We start from the raw sequence: 21648 nt of genomic DNA on the forward strand, positions 1-21648 counted from the left end.
GGTCAGTTCCCGCCGAGGATATCGCGCAGAAGGTTGTTCACGAAGTTCCCCACCGGATCGCGCTCTTCTTGCGGCGCTTGCTGTTGCGGCTGTTGCTGCTGGGGCGCCACTTGCGGTGCGGGACGCTGGGGGACGATCATCGGCAGCGGCCGCGGCTCGATCCCCTCATTGACCCGCACCATCACCTCGCGCCAGATATCGGCGGGCAGGCCGCCGCCTGTCACACCTTTCAGCGGTGTGTTGTCATCATTGCCCATCCAGACACCGGCGACATAATCCGACGTGAAACCGACGAACCAGGCATCCCGCGCCGCCTGCGTGGTCCCCGTCTTGCCTGCAGCTTCGCGTCCCTCAAGGCGGGCGCGTCGGCCCGTGCCTTCCTCGATGACATCGTGCATCATGAAGATCAGCTCTTTGGCTGCGGTCTCGTTGATCACACGTTCGCCGATACCGCCCCCCGCGCCGATCATCGCATCCGCATCGCCTTTGATGCGCAGTTCGACCAGGCCAAAGGGCCGCACCGAAGAGCCACCATTCAGAATGCCCGCATAGGCGCCGGTCATCTCGAGCAGGCTTGCCTCTGATGTGCCAAGCGCCATCGCCGGGGTGTTGTCGATGTCAGAGCCGATACCGAACTGGTCGGCCACCTGCTTGACCTTGTCGCGGCCCACCAGTTCGGAAATCTTCACTGCCGGGATGTTCAGCGAATGCGCGAGCGCCTCTGTCAGCGTCACGCGCCCCTTGTAGGATTTGGTGTAGTTTTGGGGGCACCACTGGCCAGAGCCGACAACATTCATGCAGAAGGGTTCGTCAACCACCGTGTCATAGGGGCCGTAGCCCAATTCAAGCGCAGTGGCATAGATGAAGGGTTTGAAGGCGGACCCGGTCTGCCGTTTGGCCTGGGTTGCGCGGTTGAACACGCCTGAGACACCCGTCTTACGCCCGCCGACCATGGCACGGACCGCGCCATCGGCAGACATGATCACGATGGCGGCCTGTGCTGTGGACCCTTCGCTGACCTTTTCGTTGAAGATGGCGTTCATCGCATCCTCTGCCGCGCGTTGAATCCGCTGGTCCAGCGTCGTGCGAATTTCAACATCCTGGCGCGATTCGACCGAGGCGAAATCCGGGATCGTATCCATCACCCAGTCCGCGAAATACCCCCCGGCCCGCGCTTCGGCAGCATCGGACAGGACCGCCGGATGGGCCAGCGCATCCTGCGCCTGTGCTGCGGTCAGATATCCCTGATCTTTCATCAGTCCGACCACGGTCGCGGCCCTGTTGCGGGACCGTTCGATGTTCGAGGTCGGAGCAAGCGAGGACGGCGCGGTCAGCAGGCCGGCGATCATCGCGGATTCCGCCGGGTTCAGCGCCGATGCGGGCTTGGAGAAGTACCTTTGTGCCGCAGCTTCAGCGCCATAGGCGCCACCGCCCAAATAGGCCCGGTTCAGATAGATCGACAGGATGTCATTCTTGGTGAACTTGAGCTCCATCGCCATGGCATAAAGCGCTTCGTTGGCCTTGCGGGCCAGCGAGCCCTGACGGCATTCGGAGACATATTCCGCCTCGTTCTTCCACTTGGTCGCGTCGAATTCCACGCCCACGCACAACAGCTTGGCCGTCTGCTGTGTTATGGTCGATCCGCCGTGACCCTGCAGGGGCCCACGGCCTTCGCTCAGGTTGATGCGGATGGCCGAAGCGATGCCGATGGGATCGACGCCGGGATGCATGAAAAAGCGGCGGTCTTCGGTCGCGACCACGGCGTCGCGCAAGTATGGCGAAACGGAATCGGCAGTGACCGTGCCACCGAATTGATCGCCGCGCCATGCAAAGACCTTGCCGTCGCGATCATGCAGCGTGACGGAGCCCTTGGCCCGTCCGTCCAGCAGGTGGTCAAGTGGCGGAACGGTCGTATAGGTATAGGCCACGGCAAGGCCGAGCACGATGGCGGCAACTGCCGAGACGCGCCAGACAATCCGCCAGATCAACCCAAAGAAGAACCCGAATGTTCCCATAAACAAGGCCACAATCGGGTTGCGGGACCGACGCGGGGGCGGTCCTTTGCGCCTTGGCGCGGGTTTGGGGGCGGTCTTTTTCGCGACCGTGGCCGCCTTTGGCTTTGGTTTGGCCGGTGTCGCCTTCTTTGGATACCGACGATCGGCCACGAGACGTTCCTTGCCACGACCTGAATCACTCATGTTCTTTGCCTGACTGCTGTTCTTTTTTTCCAACTTACCCGGTTTGGCGTGGGATGTGGACCGACTACTGTGAAAGATCACAGGTTTTTATTGTGACTATTTTTTAAACATAAATGTATTTTTGTGCAAAATTTGTGCAAATAGCTCGGTCTTAAGGTCGTAAAACCGACAGTCTGCCCTTTCAAAACGGCGCCGCAAATCGCTTTCTTCGGGACATACTGCAGGCCCCGACCTGCCAAACCGAAAGGGACCAAGGTGAAACTCATCATTGCAACGATCAAGCCGTTCAAGCTGGAGGAGGTACGCGAGGCGCTGACCGCCATCGGCGTTCGCGGCATGATGGTGACAGAAATCAAGGGCTTCGGCTCGCAATCGGGACATACAGAGATTTATCGCGGCGCAGAATACGCGGTGAACTTTGTACCGAAGATTAAGCTTGAGATCGTCGTGTCTGCCGGGATGGCGGACCAGGTGGTCGAAACGATCGCAAAGACGGCGCAGACCGGCAAGATCGGCGATGGCAAGATCTTTGTATTGGATGTGTTGCAGGCCGTGCGTGTGCGCACTGGCGAAACTGACGCAGACGCGCTCTGAAACCGCGGCGACGAGAGACAAAGGGAAACGGACGAATGAAACTTCTCAAGACACTTGCCACGGCTGCTGCGCTGGTTGCGCTGCCTGTCATGGGCTTTGCACAAGAGGCGGATGTCACCCCGCCTGTGGGCGAAATCGGCTATATCTTCACGACTTTCATGTTCCTCGTGACCGGTTTTCTGGTCATGTGGATGGGCGCAGGCTTCTCGATGCTCGAGGCGGGTCTGGTGCGCCAGAAGAACGTCACGATGCAGCTGATGAAGAACGTCGCACTTTTCGCCATCGCATCCATCATGTATTACGTGGTCGGCTACAACCTGATGTACCCGGGCGATGGCTGGACCGTTCAGAACGTGATCGGCGCCTTCTCGATGGCAGCCCTTGAGCCTGTCGGCGGCAGCCCGGACACGGATCTGACCTATGCGTCTGTCGGGTCTGACTTTTTCTTCCAGCTGATGTTCTGCGCCACCACCTGCTCGATCGTATCCGGCACCCTGGCCGAGCGTATCAAGCTGTGGCCGTTCCTGTTTTTCTGCATCATTCTGACTGGTTTCATCTACCCGATCCAGGCATCCTGGAAATGGGGCGGCGGTTTCCTGAACGAAATGGGCTTCCTCGACTTTGCCGGTTCGACTGTCGTGCACTCGGTCGGTGGCTGGGCGGCTCTGGCGGGCGCACTGATCCTCGGTCCGCGTATCGGCAAGTACAAGGATGGCCGCGTTGTGCCGATGCCGGGTTCCAACCTGACACTAGCCACACTGGGCACGTTCATCCTGTGGCTGGGCTGGTTCGGTTTCAACGGCGGCTCGCAGCTGTACATGGACACGGCCGGCAACATTTCTGACATCAGCCGCATCTTCGCCAACACCAACACGGCTGCTGCTGGCGGTGCCATCGCGGCGCTGATTCTGACACAGATCATGTATAAAAAACCTGACCTTACCATGGTGCTGAACGGCGCGCTGGCTGGTCTTGTGTCGATCACCGCAGAGCCGCTGACCCCGGGCCTGGGTGCCGCAACGCTGATTGGTGCCATTGGCGGTATCATCGTCGTCCTCGCGGTGCCGATGCTCGACAAGCTCAAGATCGACGACGTGGTCGGCGCCATCCCCGTGCACCTCTGCTGCGGGCTCTGGGGCACTATCGCCGTGGTCATCACCAATGGTAATGCAAGCCTTGGCACGCAGCTTTACGGCATGCTCGTCGTGGGCATCTTCACCTTTGTCGTCTCGGCAGTGATCTGGTTCATCATCAAGGCCGTCGTGGGGATCCGCGTCAGCGAGGAAGACGAGATCAACGGTCTCGACATGGCCGAGCTGGGCATGGAAGCCTATCCTGAGTTCTCCAAATCCTGATCTCCTCCTTCCGATCAGAATTTGACAAACTTGCCCGGGCATTCGTGCCCGGGTCTTTTTATGTCCAAACAGACGGCTGGAACGCGTATGGATTGCGTATGGAAATCGTATGGGTGGACTATGGTCGTCGCCCCCGGTGTCAGGGGGTGACGCGTTGCGGTGCGCCGGTTGCCATGTTGGTGCCGATGTAGGGTTTCTTTGCCGCCTTCCATGCGCCGAACCCGCCGTCGAGATGGGCGATTTTGTCAAAGCCCGCCGCGATCGCCGCCTTGGCCATCTTTTCCGAGCGCAGGCCCGAGCCGCAGTGCAGCACGATGCGCTTGTCGCTTTGGCCCGGCAGTTTGGTGGCGTCGAAGAATGCCATCGGCATCAGCAGCGCGCCTTCGATATGTTCGAACATGTATTCCTGCGGGGTGCGCACGTCGATCAGGACAATCTCGCCCTTGGACAGGGCTGTCTGGACTTCGTCGGCTGTCCAGGTTTCGAGGGCGACGCCGTCGTGCATGTCGGATTTCATCATGTGTTCCTTTCGGGAAAACGGTTGGCGGGTATCTTGTAGTAACGCTGGCCGTCCTGTTCCGGATCCGGCAGGCGGCCGCCGCGCAGATTGACCTGCAGCGCGTGCAGCATCCGGGCGGGCAGGTTCAGCGTAGAATCGCGGGCATCGCGCAGTTTGCGATAATCGGCTTCGGTCACGCCGCCGCCGATATGGGTGTTGTGGGCGCGCTGCTCTTTCACCGTCGATTCCCACGCCGGGTCGGTTCGTTCACCCACGGGTGGATAGTCGTGGCCGACGAAGAGGCGCGTGTCGTCGGGCAGGGTGAGCAGGCGCTGGAGCGAGGTGTAAAGCTCGGCGGAGGAGCCGCCGGGGAAGTCGGCGCGGGTGGTGCCGGAATCCACATGCATGAAGGTGTCATGCACAAAGGCCGCATCGCCGATCACATAGGTGACGGACCCCAAAGTGTGCCCCGGCGACAGGATCACCTGCACGTCGAGGTTGCCGAGTTTGAACCTGTCGCCATCGGCATAGAGATGGTCAAAGTCGCGGGCGGGGTCGAAGCTGTCTGGCAGGTTGTAGATTTCGGCCCAGAGGGTGGCGATATCGTGCGTTTTCTCGCCAATGCCGGTGGGCGCGCCGGTCTGTTCCTTGAGCCAGTGCTGCGCCATCAGGTGGTCGGCATGGGGATGGGTGTCGAGGATCCATTGCACCGTCAGCCCGGTGTCGCGCACAAAATCGAGCGCTGTCTGCGCCGAGTGGAAACTGGTTCGCGCGCTGGCGGGGTCGAAATCCATCACGATGTCGATCAACGCGGCCTGTTTGGTCGCCGGATCGCTGACCACATATTGCACCGATCCGGTTGCGGGGTCGTAAAACCCATCCACCTGCGGCGATTTAGAACCCGTTGAGGGGCTGGTGCGGGTGAACATGGGATGCTCCTGTGCGTTCGTATCTATTAAATTCACATAATTGAATGTGATGTGGATTTCAAGGGTCAGGCTGACGCGAGCCTTTCGCGGCAATGGGCGATCATGAAGCCGGAAAACAGCTGCACCTTGGGGTCGCGGAACCGGCGTGACGGGCTGAGGCAGGCGAGTTGCGTCGGGTAGGGGGGCGTTGCCACGGCCACCGGGACCAGCGCGCCGGTGCGCAGATGTTCGGCAACCTCGAATTCCGGCTTCAGAATGACGCCGCAACCATCCAGCGCCCATTGGGTCAGCACATCGCCATCGTCGGATTCAAACGGCCCACTGATTTCATAGCGGCGTGGGCCATCGGCGGTCTGCAGCGTCCACTGGAATTCGCGCGCACCGGGAAAGCGCAGGTTGAGGCAGTCGTGTTTGTCCTGCACCAGCGTGGCGCCGTCCACAGGGTTGCCGCGCCGCGCGATATAGGACGGGGCGGCGACAAGGTGGCGGGGGCAATCGGCGATCATCCGCACCTTGAGGTCGCTGTCGCTGAGCGTGCCGAGGTGAAAGGCAAGGTCGAGCCCCTCGGCAGTCACATCCACCAGCCGGTCGGACAGGCGCAGGCGGATGTCGATATCGGGATACATCTTTTTGAACCGGGGCACGGCGGGGGCGATGATGCGGCGGCCCAGACCCAGCGGGGCCGAGACGAACAAGGTGCCCCGGGGCGATTGCGACGCCTCCATCACCGTCGCCTCGGCGGTTTCGATGGCGTCAAGGATGCCAAGCGCGCCATCATAGAACAGCTGCCCGTGTTCGGTGGCGTGCAGGGCGCGGGTGGTGCGGTTGAACAGGCGCACGCCAAGGTGGCGTTCCAGTTCAGCAATCCGGGACGAGGCAACAGCGGGCGAGGTGCGCTGATCCCGCGCGGCGGCGGACATGTTGCCCAATTCATAGACGCGGACGAACATGCGGATGTTGTTTACATAGGCCATTTCGATTTTCCGCGTATTCTTGAAACTGTGTTGTGATTTGAAGGATTAACAAACAAGTCCCCTGCCGTATAGCGTGGTGACAGAAGCGGCACAGGAGGCAGGCATGTATGATCTCGCGGCGATGGGCGCCTGGTTGGAATTCGCGGTACGCTGGGTGCATGTGATCACGGCGATTGCGTGGATCGGGGCGTCGTTCTATTTTATCGCGCTGGATCTGGGTCTGCACCGTGACCGCAATCTGCCCAGTGGCGCGGATGGTGAGGAATGGCAGGTCCATGGCGGCGGATTTTACCACATCCAGAAATACCTCGTGGCGCCCGATCACATGCCCGGCGGGCTGATCTGGCACAAATGGCAAAGCTATTCGACCTGGCTGTCAGGCTTTGCGCTGCTGTTTCTGGTCTACTACCTTGGGTCAGAATTCTATCTGATCGACCCGGCGGTGATGGATCTGGCGGGCTGGCAGGCGATCGGGATTTCGCTGGCGTCCCTCGGTTTTGGCTGGGTGATGTATGACCAGATCTGCAAATCGAAGTTTGGCGAAGATAACACGCGGCTGATGCTGCTGCTGTACGTGATCCTTGTGGGGATGGCGTATTTCTACACCTCGGTGTTTTCGGGGCGCGCCGCGCTGCTGCATCTGGGCGCGTTCACCGGGTCGATCATGACGGCGAACGTGTTTTTCATCATCATCCCGAACCAGAAGATCGTTGTGGATGATCTGATGAACGGCCGGGTGCCGGATGCGAAATACGGCAAGATCGCCAAGCAGCGGTCGACGCATAACAACTACCTCACCCTGCCGGTGATCTTTCTGATGCTGTCCAACCATTACCCGCTGGCGTTCGCGTCAGAGTATAACTGGCTGATCGCCTCGCTGGTGTTCCTGATGGGGGTGACGATCCGGCATTATTTCAACTCGATGCATGCAAGGAAGGGCGAGCCGACCTGGACATGGCTGGCGACAGCGGTGCTGTTCATCCTGATCATGTGGCTGAGCACCGCGCCGATGTTCCGTGCGGAAGAGAGTGAGGAAGCCACGGGAGGCGCGCTGCAGTTTACGCAGGCCGAGGGGTTTGGGCAGGTGCAGGACATCGTGATGGGGCGCTGTTCGATGTGCCACGCGTCTGAACCTGCCTGGGAGGGGCTGCACTGGCCACCCAAGGGCGTGCGGCTGGACACCGAAGCGCAGATCGCGCGCCATGCCAAGCAGATCTATCTGCAGGCCGGGCTGAGCCATGCGATGCCGCCCGCGAACCTGTCCTATATCTCGGAAGAGGAGCGGGCGCAGATCCGCGACTGGTACGCGGCGGCAACGGGCGGTTGAGGGGCGCCGGGCAGCGGCCCGTGCGGACATTGGTGCTGGGCTGGCGTGATCTTTGCCGCGTTCGGTTTTGCGCTGCTGGTGGTCTTTCCAGTGCTGGGCCCTGCGGGATGGCATCTTTACAGCCTGTCACTCGTCGCGGCGGAGTAGGGCGGGCGGTCCGGATGCTGCGGATGTGAAAAAGCCGACCAAACCTGCAACGGGTTTGGTCGGCTTTTGTGTTTCAGACCCTGAAGTGGCGCTTCAGAAGTCGAGGTTTTCCACGCTCAGCGCGTTTTGCTGGATAAATTCGCGGCGCGGTTCGACGACGTCGCCCATAAGCTTGGTGAACAGATCGTCCGCCTCGGCCATGTCATCAACCTTGACCTGCAAGAGCGTGCGCGCATCCGGGTCCAGCGTGGTTTCCCAGAGCTGGCTGGGGTTCATTTCGCCCAGACCCTTGTAACGCTGCAGCGACAGACCCTTTTCGCCCTCGTCCAGAACCGCCTTGAGCAGTTCCAGCGGGCCGTGGATCAGCTGCTTGCGGTCCTTGCGTTCCAGCGTTGCGGGCAGGTCATAAACCGCCTGCAGGCTTTGGGTGAAACTGCCGGTTTTGCGCGCCTCGCCCGAGCGGAGCATCGGGCCGTCCAGCGTGCGCACCTCTTCGACGCCGCGCAGGATGCGGGCAAGACGAATGCCCTTGTCCTGCGTGATCCGACCCATCCAGCCGCGTTCGTATTCCTCGGCAATCAGGTCGAGACGGGCGGCAACCTTGTCCGCGACGCCCTGCAGGTTGGCATCCACAGCACCGGGCACAAAGGCACCCGCAATGGCGGCCTGTTCAAGGATGTGGCGGGGGTAATGCGTTGGAAACACGTCCAGAACCCGCTTGAGCTGCCGCGCCTCATCCACAACGCGCGCCAGATCCTTGCCCGATATTTCCTCGCCATTGCCCTGCCGCAACAGGGTGCTGTCAGTGCCCTGGGTGATCAGGTAGGTCTCCATCTCGGCCTGATCCTTGAGGTAAACCTCGGATTTGCCACGGCTGACTTTGTAAAGCGGCGGCTGCGCGATATAGAGGAACCCGCCTTCGATCAGTTCGGGCATCTGCCGGTAGAAGAAGGTCAGCAGCAGCGTGCGGATATGCGCTCCGTCGACGTCAGCGTCGGTCATGATGACGATCTTGTGGTAGCGCAACTTCTTGATGTTGAACTCGTCCCGGCCAATGCCGGTGCCAAGCGCCATGACCATGTTGCCGATTTCCTGAGACCCCAGCATCCGGTCAAACCGTGCGCGTTCGACGTTCAGGATTTTACCCTTGAGCGGCAGGATGGCCTGAGTCTTGCGATCGCGACCGGTCTGGGCAGAGCCGCCGGCGCTGTCACCCTCGACCAGGAAAATCTCGGTGTTGACCGGGTCCTTGTCGGAACAATCCTTGAGCTTGGAGCTGAGGAAGTTCATGTCCATTGGGTTCTTGCGCCGGGTCAGATCGCGCGCCTTGCGGGCAGCCTCGCGGGCCATCGCGGCCTCGACGATCTTGCCGACGATCACCTTGGCCCAGCTTGGGTTTTCCTCGAACCACTCGGACAGCTTTTCGTTCATTAGACCTTCGACCGCCGGGCGGACTTCGGAGCTGACCAGCTTGTCCTTGGTCTGGCTGGAGAATTTCGGATCGGGCACCTTGACCGACAGCACGCAGGTCAGACCCTCGCGCGCGTCATCGCCGGTAAAGGTGATCTTTTCACGTTTGGCGATGCCCGATGACTGGGCGTAGTTGTTGATGGTCCGGGTCAATGCCCCGCGGAAGCCCGCCATATGCGTGCCGCCATCCCGCTGCGGGATGTTGTTGGTAAAGGGCAGGACGTTTTCGTGATAGCTGTCGTTCCACGACATCGCGATCTCGACCCCGATGCCGTCACGTTCGCCGGTCATGTAGATCGGGTCGGTCATGATCGAGGTCTTGGAGCGGTCGAGATATTTCACGAATTCGCGCACGCCGCCGTCGTAATAGAGCTCTGAACGCAGCGGTTCGGCGGGGCGCTCATCCTCAAGAATGATGCGGACGCCGGAGTTGAGGAAGGCCAGTTCGCGCAAACGCTTTTCCAGAGTGTGGAATTCGTAGTCGAGATTGCTGAACGTGGTGGTGGAGGCGAGAAAGCGGACCTCGGTTCCCTTGCGGCCATTGGCATCGCCCAGAACGCGCAGCGGTTCGACGGTAAAGCCGCCTTCGAAGCGGGCATAATGCTCTTTGCCGTTGCGGAAAATCCGCAGTTCCAGATAGTCCGACAGCGCGTTGACGACGGACACGCCGACGCCGTGCAGACCACCCGAGACCTTGTAGGAATTCTGGTCGAATTTGCCGCCCGCGTGCAGCTGGGTCATGATGACCTCGGCCGCCGAGACGCCTTCGCCTTCGTGCATGTCGACGGGAATGCCGCGACCATTGTCGCTGACGGATACCGACCCGTCAGAGTGGATCTTGACGTTTACCGCGTCGGCGTGGCCGCCAAGCGCCTCGTCAATCCCGTTGTCCACGACCTCGTAGACCATGTGATGCAGGCCAGAGCCGTCGTCCGTGTCCCCGATGTACATTCCGGGACGCTTGCGAACAGCTTCTAACCCCTTGAGAACCTTGATGGAACTTGCGCCATATTCCTCGGGGATCTGCTCGTTCTCGGCCATGCGGACTTTCCTTGTTCTTAGTTGCGTATTTATACGCCGTTCAGGGGGGATTGTCACGCGACTGACACCATATTTTGTGGTTTGTCGCAGGGGGATCGGCTATGCGCCGCCAGCCCGTCAGACGAAGGGAATCACCAGCCCGACGCAGATCAGCAGCACCCCGGCGGTCAGGTTCGTGCGGCGCAGCGCGCGGGGTGAGGACAGCAGCCGTTTGGCCCGGTCGATGGACAGCGCGAGCACGAGATTGCCGATCAGCGGCACCACCGCCGAAATCGCCGCGATGACCAGCATGTCGGGCCAGCGCAGCTGGGACAGGTCAAAAAAGCCCGGCAGCACCCCCATGTAGAACAGGATCGCCTTTGGATTGCCGATGATGACGGCAATGCCGGCCAGAAAGCCCGCCAGCATCCCGGGCCGGGTCAGGCGCGAATCCGACGACAGCTGCGCATCGGCATGGCGGATCAGCAGGGTGCCCATGACCAGAAAGGTGCCGCAGGCGACCCAGCGCAGCACGGTCATAAAGCCGGCAAAGACGCTGACGATCCAGGTCACGCCGAGGATGGCGAGAAAGGGCCAGAGGATATCACCCACAACCACGCCCAAGGCCAGCGGCCAGGCGGCATGGAACCCGCCGGACAGCGCCCGCGCGATGAGCGCGACCCAGACCGGCCCCGGCGTCAGGAACAGGATGAAAAGCGCGCCCGCATAAAGCGCCATGTCTGCAACTGTGATCGTCATGCCTGCCCCACCACCGAAACGCCTTTGTCTTCGGTCACTTCCAGATATTGCGCCCTGTCGCCCAGGGCCTGAAACAGCCCGGCTTCGGTGCCGGTCATCCAGGCCTGCGCGCCAAGGGCACAGATTTCGTCATAAAGCGCCGCGCGGCGGGATTGATCAAGATGCGCTGCGACCTCATCCAGCAGAAGGATCGGGGGTGCGCCAAATTCCGGCGCGAGGGCGCGCGCATTGGCGAGGATGAGCGAGATCAGCAGGGCCTTTTGTTCTCCGGTCGAGCAATCCGAGGCCGGGACATCCTTGGCCGCGTAGACGCCCAGAAGATCGGCGCGGTGGGGGCCGATCAGGGTGCGCCCGGCCATGAGATCGCGGGGGCGGGTGTCGGACAGGGCGGCGCGCAGGGCCTCCTCGGACTCGGGCATGTCGCCGTCGGTCTGGGTCAGCGTCAGGGTGGCGGTGGGAAAGGCGGTTTCGGCGCCGTCCTGTGCGCGGCTCAGCCGGTCAAGCGCCGCCTGCCGGTTGGCGTGGATCGCAGAGCCAGTGCCGGCCATCTGCCGTTCGAGCGCGCCGTACCAATGGGCATCGCGGATTTGATCCTTGAGCAGGCGATTGCGTTCGCGCATGGCCTTTTCGTAATCCAGCGACAGGTCGGCGTGTTCGGGGAAAAAGCTGAGCGTGACGCGGTCAAGGAACCTGCGCCGCCCTTCGGCACCTTCGATCCAGAGGCGGTCCATGGAGGGCACCAGCCAGAGAATCCGCGCAATCCGCCCCAAAGCTGACTGCGGCGCCGGCTTCTCGTCGATGCGCACCTGCCGGGGTGCGCCGGTTTCCGACAGAAAGCTGACCTCGTGCAGGCCCTGCGGGCCGTCGATCACCCCGCTGACCTTCCATCCCAGCGCCTCGGGGCGGCGGGTCATGTCCTGAGCCGAGGCACGCCGCATCCCGCGACCGGGCGAAAAGAGCGAGACCGCTTCGAGTAAATTGGTCTTGCCCGCGCCATTGGGGCCGTGGATCGCGACGGGGCGCGGATCGACGGACACTTCCGCGCGCTTGTGCGAGCGGAAGTGCGAGAGGGTCAGGGTATCAAGCGAGAGAGGCACATCAGGCCCTTACGCGACTTTGTGTGGAGGCGACGGAGCGGAAAAGACGGCCGCGTTACACACGCATGGGCATGACGACATAGACGGCGGACATGTCGTTGCCTTCGCGCATCAGGGTCGGATCACCGGAGGAGTTGAACATGAACACCGCGTTTTCACGGTCCACCTGGCTCGCGATTTCCAGCAGATATTTCGCGTTGAACCCGATTTCCAGCTTTTCGTCGCTGTAGGCCACGGCCAGCTCTTCTTCGGCGGCGCCGGAATCGGGGGCGTTGACCGACAGGATCAGACGATCCTCGTCCAGCGACAGCTTGACCGCGCGCGAGCGTTCGGACGACACGGTGGCAACCCGGTCCACGGCCTTGGCGAATTCTGCGGCGTCGACCTCTAGCCGGCGGGTGTTGCCCTGCGGAATCACGCGGGTGTAGTCGGGGAAGGTGCCGTCGATCACCTTGGAAATCAGCGAAATATCGGGGGTGGCAAAGCGAATCTTGGTTTCGGACACCGACACCTCGATCTTCATGTCATCGTCTTCCAGCAGCTTGCGCAGTTCGCCCACGGTCTTGCGCGGCACGATCACGCCGGGCATGTCTTCGGCCCCGATGGGCAGGTCGGCGTCGATCCGGGCCAGCCGGTGACCATCCGTCGCCACGCAGCGCAGCTTGCGCCCGCCGTCACCTTCGGCGGTGTGCAGATAGACACCGTTCAGATAATAGCGGGTTTCTTCGGTGGAAATGGCAAATTTCGACTTGTCGAACAGCCGGCGCAGCACCTTGGCCGGGGCCGTGAAGGTCGCGGAATATTCCGACGAGGCCATCACGGGGAAATCTTCGCGGGGCAGGGTGGCGAGCGAGAAGTTTGAGCGCCCGGCTTCGACCGTCAGCCTGCCGGACGACGGCTCTTCGCTCAGGGTGACCAGCGCGCCGTCGGGCAGTTTGCGCACGATTTCGTGCAGCGTGACGGCAGAGACCGTTGTCGCCCCTGCGCGTTCGACCATCGCGGCGGCCTTGTCCAGCACCTCGATATCCAGATCCGTTGCCCTGAACTGGACAGAGGCGCCTTCGGCCTCGATCAGCACGTTGGCAAGGATCGGGATCGTGTTGCGCCGCTCGACCACCGACTGTGCCTGTGACACCGCCTTGAGCAGCGTGCCGCGCTCCATACTGAACTTCATTATTTCGCCCTCTCCGTCTGGCCGGATGTGCACCGTAGACCGAGGCGCACGCCGCTCCAACCGCTTTTCTTGTTTTGTCTGATGGAATTGCGGGGGCGTCAAGGGCAGCAGGCCGCCCAAGGGCGACCTGCGTACAGATGTTGTCCCCAAGCCGCAGGGATCAGGCTTCGAGAGAACGGCGCAGCAGTTCCAGGTCTTCGGCGATCTGGCCGTCCTGAATCTTCAGTTCTTCGATACGTTTGACGCCGTGCATGACCGTGGTGTGGTCGCGTCCGCCAAAGCGCCGTCCGATTTCCGGCAGCGACCGGCTGGTCATCTGCTTGCACAGGAACATGGCGACCTGCCGGGGGCGGGCATAGTTGCGCACCCGCTTTGGGCCGATCATGTCCGACAGGCGGATGTTGTAATGTTCCGCCACCCGGCGCTGGATCTCGTCGATGCTGATCTTGCGTTCGGATGCGCGCAGCACATCAGCCAGACAATCCTGAGTCAGATCCATCGTGATGCGTTTGCCGATCAGCGACGCAAAGGCGAACAGACGGGTCAGCGCCCCTTCGAGCACGCGCACATTGGTCGAAATGCGGTGCGCGAGGAATTCCAGAACGCCGGTGTCGATGTCCAGATCCGGGTAAAGCGCCTTCTGCGCCTCGACCTTGGTCTGCAGGATTCCGAGGCGCAGTTCGTAATCGGTCGGGTGCAGATCGACCACAAGGCCGGATTGCAGCCGCGAGCGGATGCGGTTTTCCATATCCTTGATCTCGTCCGGGGCACGGTCACCCGAGATGATGATCTGCTTGTTCTGATCCACCAGCGCGTTGAAGGTGTGAAAGAACTCTTCCTGTGTGCTGTCCTTGCCGGCGATGAACTGCACGTCATCGACCATCAGCACGTCAACCGAGCGGAACAGCTCCTTGAAATCCATCATGCGACGTTCGCGCAGGGCCTGCACGAAACGGTACATGAACTGTTCTGCCGACAGATACAGCACGTTCAGCTCGGGGTTGCGGTGGCGCAGTTCCCACGAAATGGCGTGCATCAGGTGCGTCTTGCCCAGGCCCACGCCGCCATAAAGGAACAGCGGGTTAAAGGACACGGGACCGCCTTCGGCCACGCGGCGCGCGGCGGCATGGGCCAGTTCGTTCGGCTTGCCCACCACAAAGGTATCAAAGGTGAACTTTGATTCCAGCGGGGCACTGGGCAAAAGATCTGATACTCCGGCGGCGGGCTTGGCTTTGGCCGGCGCCTGCCCACGCGGACGGTCCGCATTCGCGACCTTGAACTGGATGCGGCGTATATCCGTTTCCACGGACGTCAGCTGCGACAGCAGCAGATCGCCATAATTCTGCGACACATAGGTGCCCATGAAATTTGTCGGCACTTCGAAGACCGCCACGCCGTCTGTGATGCCGTCGTAGGACAATGGTTTTATCCACGTCTTGTAGTTGTTTTCCCCGATGGTCTTGCAGAGCCTATCCTGCAAGGCGCCCCATTGTTCCTGTGTCATATGTCCCCGTTCCATTCCCAATCAGCAGCTTCGGTCTGCATGGACTGCTCGGCCACGCAACGATCACTTCCTCTGGGGCACAGACTGCCGTGCTTGTGCAGAGACTGCACAAGGTCGGGCCTGTGATCAGGCAGATGTCGTAGCGAAGCGTATCCCCTGATGTCCCGATCAGTGGCCTACACCTGCGACGGCGCCTATAAATGGACATGGTAGAAGGCAGCGCCTTCGTCCTCTGCGGAAATCGGGGGCAGCCCGATCACAGCAGCGCAGAAGACGTGACCAAAAAACTTGGTCCGATTCTGCTACCTTGTCCCCCCAGCGAGTGACTCGCTCATGCAAGATATCAGGTGTGTTCAAACGGCGGCAACCGATCTTCGCGGTTGACTCGGGATTCAATGAAAAGAATCTCGACCACTGTGTGAGGTATTGGTTAAGCCTTTGTTAAAGCGTCATAAATGCAAAAAAGACACCACATTTAGTGGTGTCCTTTTACGTTCTAACTGTATCTAGTTCAGGCTTGGCCGAGGGCCTTCACACGAGACGCCAGACGCGAAACTTTGCGCGAGGCTGTGTTCTTGTGGAAGACGCCTTTTGTGACGCCACGCATCAGCTCGGGCTGTGCGACGCGCAGTGCGGCGGTTGCGGCTTCCTGATCGCCCGAAGCAATTGCTTCCTCGACCTTGCGCAGGAAGGTACGGATGCGCGAACGACGGGCTTTGTTGATGACAAAGCGCTTTTCCGACTGGCGGGCGCGTTTCTTGGACTGTGGTGTATTGGCCATGGTTCGATTCCCGGTTCTGGTTCCAAAATGGTTTGCGAAATACCCAAGGCCCCCGGAGTCACATAGACCGGATCGATTCTTGCCAGAGCGGGCATCACGCGCATGTAGCGAGGGCCTATAGCCAAGTTATGCAGCAATGCAAAGCGCAAACTTCGAAATCGCTTGGCTGTGGCGCCCCGGCAACCCATGCCCGATTCCCGGGCACGGGTCTGATCTCATCTCACTTGTCGCGGAATTGCGCCGAGCGTTTTTCCAGAAAGGCGGACATGCCTTCTTTCTGGTCTTCCGTTGCGAACATCGCATGAAACAGGCGGCGTTCGAACAGCAGACCTTCGGACAGCGTCGTCTCATAGGCGCGGTTGACCGCTTCCTTGACCGCCAGCGTGGACAGAAGCGATTTCTCGGCGATCTTCTCGGCTGTCGCCTGGGCCTCGTCCATCAGGCTTTTGGCCGGGACGACCCGGCTGACAAGGCCAGAGCGCTCCGCCTCTTCCGCATCCATGAAGCGGCCCGTCAGGTGCATGTCCATGGATTTGGCTTTGCCGACAAGGCGGGTCAAACGTTGTGTGCCGCCAATACCGGCCAGCACGCCAAGATTGATTTCGGGCTGTCCGAACTTGGCCGTGTCCGCCGCGATGATGAAATCGCACATCATCGCCAGCTCGCAGCCACCGCCAAGCGCATAGCCGGCCACGGCCGCAATGATGGGCTTGCGGGTGCGGCTGATCGCCTGGGATTCGGTGCCGAAAAAGTCGGACAGGAACATCTCGACAAAGGTTTTTTCGGACATTTCCTTGATGTCGGCACCGGCGGCAAAAGCCTTGGCCGATCCGGTCAGGATGATGCAGCGGACCTTGTCGTTGCCATCAGCTTCCGCCAGCGCGCTTGCCAGTTCTCTCAGCAGTTGAGAGTTGAGGGCGTTCATCGCGTCGGGGCGGTTTAGCTTGATGGTGGCGACGTGGTCTTCTACTTCGACGATGATCGTCTCATAGGCCATGAAACATGCTTTCGGTTGTTTCTGTCAGAATTTGAAGCCTTACCATCTACGGCGTCCGGTTCAAGCTATCTTTGACAGGTGGCACAATAGAAGGACGAGCGCCCGGACTGCACGATCCGCTGCACGATGTCCGTACAGCCGGGGGTGCGGCAGGGCTGTCCCTCGCGGCCATAGACATCAAAGCTGTGCTGGAAATATCCAAGCTCTCCATCGGCTTGGCGGAAATCCCGTAGGGAGGAGCCGCCTGCCTCGATCGCCTCTGTCAACACCTGCCGGATGATCGCGACAAGGCCCGCAACCTGCGCCGCAGGGATGGTTGCGACCTTACGTGCGGGATGAAGCCCTGCGCGATAAAGCGTCTCACAAACATAGATGTTGCCCAATCCGGCGACGATCTTCTGATCCAGCAGCGCCGATTTCACCGGCGTGCTGCGCCCTTTCAGGCGTTCGACCAGATAGGTTTCGCTGAAACTGTTGCCCAGCGGTTCCGGGCCGATGGCGGACAGAAGCGGGTGTTCGTCGGCCTTTGCCGTGGTCATCAGGTCCATCGCACCGAAGCGGCGGGGATCGTTGAAGGTGACGCGCGCGCCGCTGTCCATGTGAAACACCACATGGTCATGTTTCTGCGCCGCCGGGTGTTCGTGCACGAAGGTCCCGACCGGCGCGCCAGAAATCAGCATCCGCCCCGACATGCCCAGATGCACCAGCAGCGTTTCGCCGGTCGACAGATCGGCAAGAATGTACTTTGACCGTCGCCGCAGCGCGAGCACCCTTGCACCCGTCAGCCGCGCCGCCATATTTTCCGGGAAAGGCCAGCGCAGATCGGGGCGGTTCACCTCGGCCTGGGCAATGATGTGTCCCTCCATCACGGGGGCCAGACCGCGACGGACTGTCTCGACTTCGGGCAATTCGGGCATCTGGCGGGGTCCTGTGACATGGGGCGCATTGTAACGGCGACCTCGCGCTCTATAAGAAAGAGCGGATACAAGGACAACCAGACGCCATGACCGACGACACCGAAAAAACCACCCATTTCGGCTTTACCGATATTCCCGAGACTGAAAAGGCAGGCCGCGTGCGCGGTGTCTTTGGCTCGGTTGCGTCGAAATACGATGTGATGAACGACGCCATGTCGATGGGCATCCACCGCATCTGGAAAGATGCGATGATGGACTGGCTCGCCCCGCGCGCCGGACAGAAACTGCTGGATGTGGCCGGGGGGACCGGCGACATTTCGTTCCGTTTCCTCAAGCGCGCCGGATCGGGCCATGCCACGGTGCTGGATCTGACCGAACCGATGCTGATCGAAGGGCGCAAACGGGCCGAGGCCGGGGCGATGGCCGACTCGCTTGAATGGATCGTCGGGGACGCGATGGCGCTGCCGTTCGAGGACAACACATTTGACGTCTACACCATCTCTTTCGGCATCCGGAATGTGACCCGCCCGCAAGAAGCCCTGAACGAAGCCTACCGCGTGCTGAAACCCGGTGGCCGTCTCATGGTGCTGGAATTTTCGCAGATCCCGAACCCGGCGATGCAATGGGCCTATGACCGCTATTCCTTTAACGTGATCCCGGCCATGGGCAAGGTGATCGCCAATGACCGCGAGTCCTATCAATATCTGGTGGAATCGATCCGCAAATTCCCGGATCAGGACACGTTCCTTGGCATGGTCCGCGCCGCCGGATTCGAGCAGGCCAAATATCGCAACCTGACCCTGGGTGTGGCCTGCCTGCATTCGGGCTGGAAGCTTTAATGCGCGGACCCCACAATATCTGGCGGCTGATCCGCACCGGCGCCACACTGGAACGCACCGGCGCCATGGGCGTCGTTCTGGATGCCTTTGACGCGCCGCGCCCGCTGCGCATTGCCGCCCGGGTCATGGGCTGGCCGTTCAAATGGCTGGGCTATGAGGGCGACCCGACCATGCCCCCCGCCACACGCGCGCTGTCGGCTCTGGGCCCGGCCTATATCAAGTTCGGACAGGTGCTTTCGACCCGCCCCGATCTAGTGGGCGATGATCTGGCCCTGCAACTGCGCGTCTTGCAGGACAAGCTGCCGCCCTTTCCCGTGGCCGAGGCGAAGGCGATGGTCGAACAGGAACTGGGCCAGCCGGCTGATACGATTTACGACAGTTTCAGTGATCCCGTCGCTGCCGCCTCGATCGCGCAGGTGCACAAGGCGACGCTGGCCGAAACCGGCGAAGTGGTTGCCGTCAAGGTGCTGCGTCCGGGAATCGAGCGGGCGTTTCGCAAGGATATCGATGCCTTCTGGCTGGCCGCGACGCTGATCGAATGGATCTCGCCGGGGTTCCGCCGTCTGCGCCCGATGGATGTGATCGCCCATTTCGAAGGCGTGGTGATGGGCGAACTTGACCTGCGGCTCGAAGCGGCGGCTGCGTCGGAATATGCGGCGAACACCAAGGATGACGCCGGTTTCACCCTGCCCGCTGTCAAATGGGACTATTCGGCGCGCCGGGTGATGACGCTGGGCTGGGCCGAGGGTGTGCCGATGGGCGACAATGCCGCCATCGACGCCGCCGGTCACGACCGGGTCGAGATGAGCGAACGGGTGCTGCAGCTGTTCCTGAATCACGCGCTGCGCGACGGATTTTTCCACGCGGACATGCATCAGGGAAATCTCAAGGTCGGGGCCAACGGCGATATCATCGCGCTTGATTTCGGCATCATGGGCCATATCGACGAATACACCCGCCGCGTCTATGCCGAGATCCTGTTCGGGTTCATCCGCCGCGATTACAAACGTGTGGCCGAGGTGCATTTCGAGGCGGGCTATGTCCCCGCCGACCGCGATGTTGATGAATTTGCCCGTGCCCTGCGCGCCGTGGGCGAGCCGATCTTTGGCATGGATGCCACGCGCATTTCCATGGGGCGGCTGCTGTCCTATCTGTTCGAGGTGACGGAACGCTTTGGCATGGAAACCCGCACCGAGCTGATCCTGCTGCAGCGCACCATGGTTGTGGTCGAAGGTGTGGCGCGCTCGCTCAACCCACGCATGAACATCTGGAATGTCGCAAAACCTGTGGTCGAGGATTACATCAAGAAATCCATCGGTCCGCGCGCCGTGCTGAGCGATCTGAACAAGACGGCGATGGTGCTGGCCCGCTTTGGCCCGCGCCTGCCGCGTCTGGTCGAGGCCGCGCTGGTCCGTCAGGCGCAGGAACCACCGCCCGCCGACCGGTCTGTCTGGCTGGGCAGGCTGGTCTGTGCCGGCTGCGGTCTTGGCGTGGGGGCGGTGCTGGTGCTGGGCCTTCAGCTGTTGCTGTGAAATCCGCCTGACGCCGCCCCCCATTTCCCGGGGGCGGCTGCCTGTGGTGTTGCTCAGTCCGGGCTGCGCAGGCCGGTGACCAGCTCTGCATCAACCTCGGTTCCATCCGACAGACGCAGCAGAATCGCGTTTCCACTGACCCGCGCTTCCTGAATGGCGCTATAGACTTGGGCGGTGGCGGTATCGATCACCTTGCCGTTCTGGTAGCTTTCGATCGAGAACTTGTAGACGCCGTTCGGATAGGCGGCGCCGGTGTCGTCCTTTCCGTCCCAGACAATTGATTTCTCCCCCAGCGGGATGGTGCTGCGCGCAACCAGCGCGTCCGAGGCATCGCGCACCACCAGCGCGGCGGCATCCGCCGTGTCGGCATATTCGGGCCGCAGATTGACCGGGCGTCCGTCATAGGCGACCGGTGCGCGGACCAGCGCCTCCATCCCCACCCAGTTCGCCAGCTGACCCAGGTTTCCGCCGCCGACCTTGTCGTTGATGCCGCGCAGCAGATCATTGGTCAGAACCTGCTGTTCGACAGAGGAGAAGGTGGCAAGCTGGACCGCGTAATCCGAGGAATCCACCGGGTTGAGCGGGTCCTGATTCTGCATCTGCACCGTCAGCATGCGCAAAAATGTCTCGAAATCCGAGCTGATGTTGGTTTTCTTTGTCGCATCTGCGGCTGTGGTGTCCGTCGTCGTCGCCGTTTTTGCGGTGGTGTTGCTGCTGTAGGCCGGTGGTGCGGCTTGGGTGGTAACCATGAAACTCTCCTCAGAGTCGGATGTCGAGCCCGTCACGGGCGGCCGACAAGGGTGTTAGGGGGGCATTGGACGGATCCTCGGACGCAAGGCGCGCCGTTGCGTTGGCCGAGGCGCCACTGTCAGGCCCGGTGCCAGCGCCAAAACCGCTGTTGCCGCCCTGCTGACCAAAGGTGAAATCCACACGGGCATAGCCAAGGCTGCTGAGTTCGCGGTGCAGCTGGTCGATGTTGCGCCGCATCAGGTCGAGCGTTTCCGGTCGTTCCGACGTGATATGCAGCACGATTCCCTGATCCGAGGCGACCATATGCATGCGCACGCGGCCCAGCTCTTCTGGATTGAGGCGCAGTTCGACCGGCCCGTCCTGCAACTGACCGCTGACAGCCACCATCTGACGCATCACCGACGCGCCGTGATCGCCGCGCACCGACACAAAGGCGGCGGCACTCTGTGATGTCTGCCCCTGACCGCGCGCCTCTGAGAAAAGCGGGGACAGGCGCATGGCCTCTTCGCCCTCCTTGATCTCTGTCAGGGGTTTTTCCACGCCGGGTATCGCGATCTTGGGAGGGGCGGGCCTGTCGGCGGTCGTCACTCTGACGGGGGCTTTGAGGTCTTCCTGTGTCCGGTTCCGGACGAATCGCGCCGATGCGGCGGCAGGCGCGCCCGCAACCGCCATGGCAGCACCGGGCTCGCTGGCCCGTGTCTGGCCTGTCACGGCCTCATCCTGACCAGCCGCTGCCGCGCGCAATGCAGCCTCGCCGATCTGCGGCGCTGGGGCGGTTGCCTTTT

General features: G+C 61.4%; 19 protein-coding genes. 5 read left to right on the top strand and 14 right to left on the bottom strand.

Going from position 1 to position 21648, the window contains the following annotated elements; translation table 11 throughout:
* Positions 1 to 2 precede the first annotated feature (2 nt).
* Positions 3 to 2198 (bottom strand): transglycosylase domain-containing protein, encoded by a 2196-nt coding sequence (locus tag P775_RS02445; protein WP_099909469.1) that lies wholly within the window; start codon positions 2196 to 2198, stop codon positions 3 to 5.
* A 255-nt stretch (positions 2199 to 2453) separates the two neighbouring features.
* On the opposite strand from P775_RS02445, the gene P775_RS02450 reads away from it, so the two are divergent.
* Positions 2454 to 2792: a P-II family nitrogen regulator gene (locus tag P775_RS02450; protein WP_099909470.1), complete on the top strand. Its 339-nt coding sequence runs from the start codon at positions 2454 to 2456 to the stop codon at positions 2790 to 2792.
* 35 nt (positions 2793 to 2827) lie between these two features.
* Positions 2828 to 4147: an ammonium transporter gene (locus P775_RS02455; protein WP_099909471.1), complete on the top strand. Its 1320-nt coding sequence runs from the start codon at positions 2828 to 2830 to the stop codon at positions 4145 to 4147.
* Positions 4148 to 4286: 139 nt separating this feature from the next.
* Here the strand turns inward: P775_RS02455 and P775_RS02460 are convergent, their stop codons facing one another.
* The 3 genes from P775_RS02460 to P775_RS02470 form a co-directional block, all read right to left on the bottom strand.
* Positions 4287 to 4664: a rhodanese-like domain-containing protein gene (locus tag P775_RS02460; RefSeq protein ID WP_099909472.1), complete on the bottom strand. Its 378-nt coding sequence runs from the start codon at positions 4662 to 4664 to the stop codon at positions 4287 to 4289.
* Positions 4664 to 5575 carry an MBL fold metallo-hydrolase gene (locus tag P775_RS02465; protein WP_099909473.1) on the bottom strand — a complete coding sequence of 304 codons (912 nt, stop codon included), beginning with the start codon at positions 5573 to 5575 and terminating at the stop codon, positions 4664 to 4666. The genes P775_RS02460 and P775_RS02465 overlap by 1 nt, the downstream gene beginning before the upstream one ends.
* A gap of 65 nt (positions 5576 to 5640) precedes the next feature.
* Complete coding sequence (locus tag P775_RS02470) at positions 5641 to 6549, bottom strand: LysR family transcriptional regulator (protein ID WP_099909474.1); 909 nt, start codon at positions 6547 to 6549, stop codon at positions 5641 to 5643.
* A gap of 103 nt (positions 6550 to 6652) precedes the next feature.
* Between P775_RS02470 and P775_RS02475 the strand changes: the two genes are divergently transcribed.
* A complete protein-coding gene (locus P775_RS02475) occupies positions 6653 to 7876 on the top strand; it encodes a urate hydroxylase PuuD (protein WP_099909475.1) in 1224 nt (407 codons plus the stop codon).
* Between the two features lie 240 nt (positions 7877 to 8116).
* Here P775_RS02475 and gyrB read toward each other — a convergent pair whose 3' ends face one another.
* From gyrB to mutM, 8 genes are all read right to left on the bottom strand, one after another.
* Complete coding sequence (gene gyrB, locus P775_RS02480) at positions 8117 to 10534, bottom strand: DNA topoisomerase (ATP-hydrolyzing) subunit B (RefSeq protein WP_099909476.1); 2418 nt, start codon at positions 10532 to 10534, stop codon at positions 8117 to 8119.
* Positions 10535 to 10651: 117 nt separating this feature from the next.
* Positions 10652 to 11272, bottom strand: coding sequence for a LysE family translocator (locus tag P775_RS02485; RefSeq protein WP_099909477.1), 621 nt, complete (start codon positions 11270 to 11272; stop codon positions 10652 to 10654).
* Positions 11269 to 12369, bottom strand: coding sequence for a DNA replication/repair protein RecF (gene recF / locus P775_RS02490; RefSeq protein WP_099909478.1), 1101 nt, complete (start codon positions 12367 to 12369; stop codon positions 11269 to 11271). Before recF ends, P775_RS02485 begins: the two co-directional genes overlap by 4 nt.
* A gap of 55 nt (positions 12370 to 12424) precedes the next feature.
* Positions 12425 to 13543 (bottom strand): DNA polymerase III subunit beta, encoded by a 1119-nt coding sequence (dnaN, locus tag P775_RS02495; RefSeq protein WP_099909479.1) that lies wholly within the window; start codon positions 13541 to 13543, stop codon positions 12425 to 12427.
* A 160-nt stretch (positions 13544 to 13703) separates the two neighbouring features.
* Positions 13704 to 15047: a chromosomal replication initiator protein DnaA gene (gene dnaA, locus P775_RS02500; RefSeq protein WP_099909480.1), complete on the bottom strand. Its 1344-nt coding sequence runs from the start codon at positions 15045 to 15047 to the stop codon at positions 13704 to 13706.
* A gap of 511 nt (positions 15048 to 15558) precedes the next feature.
* A complete protein-coding gene (rpsT, locus tag P775_RS02505; RefSeq protein ID WP_099909481.1) occupies positions 15559 to 15828 on the bottom strand; it encodes a 30S ribosomal protein S20 in 270 nt (89 codons plus the stop codon).
* Between the two features lie 220 nt (positions 15829 to 16048).
* Positions 16049 to 16825 carry an enoyl-CoA hydratase gene (locus tag P775_RS02510; protein ID WP_099909482.1) on the bottom strand — a complete coding sequence of 259 codons (777 nt, stop codon included), beginning with the start codon at positions 16823 to 16825 and terminating at the stop codon, positions 16049 to 16051.
* Positions 16826 to 16890: 65 nt separating this feature from the next.
* Positions 16891 to 17742, bottom strand: a complete 852-nt coding sequence (gene mutM, locus P775_RS02515; RefSeq protein WP_099909483.1) for a bifunctional DNA-formamidopyrimidine glycosylase/DNA-(apurinic or apyrimidinic site) lyase — start codon at positions 17740 to 17742, stop codon at positions 16891 to 16893.
* Between the two features lie 86 nt (positions 17743 to 17828).
* Between mutM and ubiE the strand changes: the two genes are divergently transcribed.
* Positions 17829 to 18581 carry a bifunctional demethylmenaquinone methyltransferase/2-methoxy-6-polyprenyl-1,4-benzoquinol methylase UbiE gene (gene ubiE / locus P775_RS02520; RefSeq protein ID WP_099909484.1) on the top strand — a complete coding sequence of 251 codons (753 nt, stop codon included), beginning with the start codon at positions 17829 to 17831 and terminating at the stop codon, positions 18579 to 18581.
* Positions 18581 to 20113, top strand: a complete 1533-nt coding sequence (gene ubiB, locus P775_RS02525; protein WP_099909485.1) for a 2-polyprenylphenol 6-hydroxylase — start codon at positions 18581 to 18583, stop codon at positions 20111 to 20113. The genes ubiE and ubiB overlap by 1 nt, the downstream gene beginning before the upstream one ends.
* A 53-nt stretch (positions 20114 to 20166) precedes the next feature.
* On the opposite strand, the gene P775_RS02530 is transcribed toward ubiB, so the two are convergent.
* Both P775_RS02530 and P775_RS02535 read right to left on the bottom strand, forming a co-directional pair.
* Positions 20167 to 20862, bottom strand: coding sequence for a flagellar hook capping FlgD N-terminal domain-containing protein (locus P775_RS02530; protein WP_099909486.1), 696 nt, complete (start codon positions 20860 to 20862; stop codon positions 20167 to 20169).
* Positions 20863 to 20872: 10 nt separating this feature from the next.
* Positions 20873 to 21648: flagellar hook-length control protein FliK (locus tag P775_RS02535; protein WP_143520777.1), on the bottom strand; the 776-nt coding region annotated here is incomplete at its 5' end.

Origin of the sequence: Puniceibacterium antarcticum (assembly GCF_002760615.1) — a bacterium.
Lineage (GTDB): Bacteria > Pseudomonadota > Alphaproteobacteria > Rhodobacterales > Rhodobacteraceae > Puniceibacterium > Puniceibacterium antarcticum.

What these genes read in the sequence shown, in the direction of transcription:
- P775_RS02475 (WP_099909475.1), top strand. Translation starts at nt 6,653, where the DNA reads ATGTATGATCTCGCGGCGATGGGCGCCTGGTTGGAATTCGCGGTACGC.
- P775_RS02470 (WP_099909474.1), bottom strand. Translation starts at nt 6,549, where the DNA reads ATGGCCTATGTAAACAACATCCGCATGTTCGTCCGCGTCTATGAATTG.
- P775_RS02445 (WP_099909469.1), bottom strand. Translation starts at nt 2,198, where the DNA reads ATGAGTGATTCAGGTCGTGGCAAGGAACGTCTCGTGGCCGATCGTCGG.
- P775_RS02455 (WP_099909471.1), top strand. Translation starts at nt 2,828, where the DNA reads ATGAAACTTCTCAAGACACTTGCCACGGCTGCTGCGCTGGTTGCGCTG.
- mutM (WP_099909483.1), bottom strand. Translation starts at nt 17,742, where the DNA reads ATGCCCGAATTGCCCGAAGTCGAGACAGTCCGTCGCGGTCTGGCCCCC.
- P775_RS02465 (WP_099909473.1), bottom strand. Translation starts at nt 5,575, where the DNA reads ATGTTCACCCGCACCAGCCCCTCAACGGGTTCTAAATCGCCGCAGGTG.
- P775_RS02530 (WP_099909486.1), bottom strand. Translation starts at nt 20,862, where the DNA reads ATGGTTACCACCCAAGCCGCACCACCGGCCTACAGCAGCAACACCACC.
- gyrB (WP_099909476.1), bottom strand. Translation starts at nt 10,534, where the DNA reads ATGGCCGAGAACGAGCAGATCCCCGAGGAATATGGCGCAAGTTCCATC.
- dnaN (WP_099909479.1), bottom strand. Translation starts at nt 13,543, where the DNA reads ATGAAGTTCAGTATGGAGCGCGGCACGCTGCTCAAGGCGGTGTCACAG.
- ubiE (WP_099909484.1), top strand. Translation starts at nt 17,829, where the DNA reads ATGACCGACGACACCGAAAAAACCACCCATTTCGGCTTTACCGATATT.
- P775_RS02485 (WP_099909477.1), bottom strand. Translation starts at nt 11,272, where the DNA reads ATGACGATCACAGTTGCAGACATGGCGCTTTATGCGGGCGCGCTTTTC.
- P775_RS02510 (WP_099909482.1), bottom strand. Translation starts at nt 16,825, where the DNA reads ATGGCCTATGAGACGATCATCGTCGAAGTAGAAGACCACGTCGCCACC.
- ubiB (WP_099909485.1), top strand. Translation starts at nt 18,581, where the DNA reads ATGCGCGGACCCCACAATATCTGGCGGCTGATCCGCACCGGCGCCACA.
- dnaA (WP_099909480.1), bottom strand. Translation starts at nt 15,047, where the DNA reads ATGACACAGGAACAATGGGGCGCCTTGCAGGATAGGCTCTGCAAGACC.
- rpsT (WP_099909481.1), bottom strand. Translation starts at nt 15,828, where the DNA reads ATGGCCAATACACCACAGTCCAAGAAACGCGCCCGCCAGTCGGAAAAG.
- P775_RS02460 (WP_099909472.1), bottom strand. Translation starts at nt 4,664, where the DNA reads ATGAAATCCGACATGCACGACGGCGTCGCCCTCGAAACCTGGACAGCC.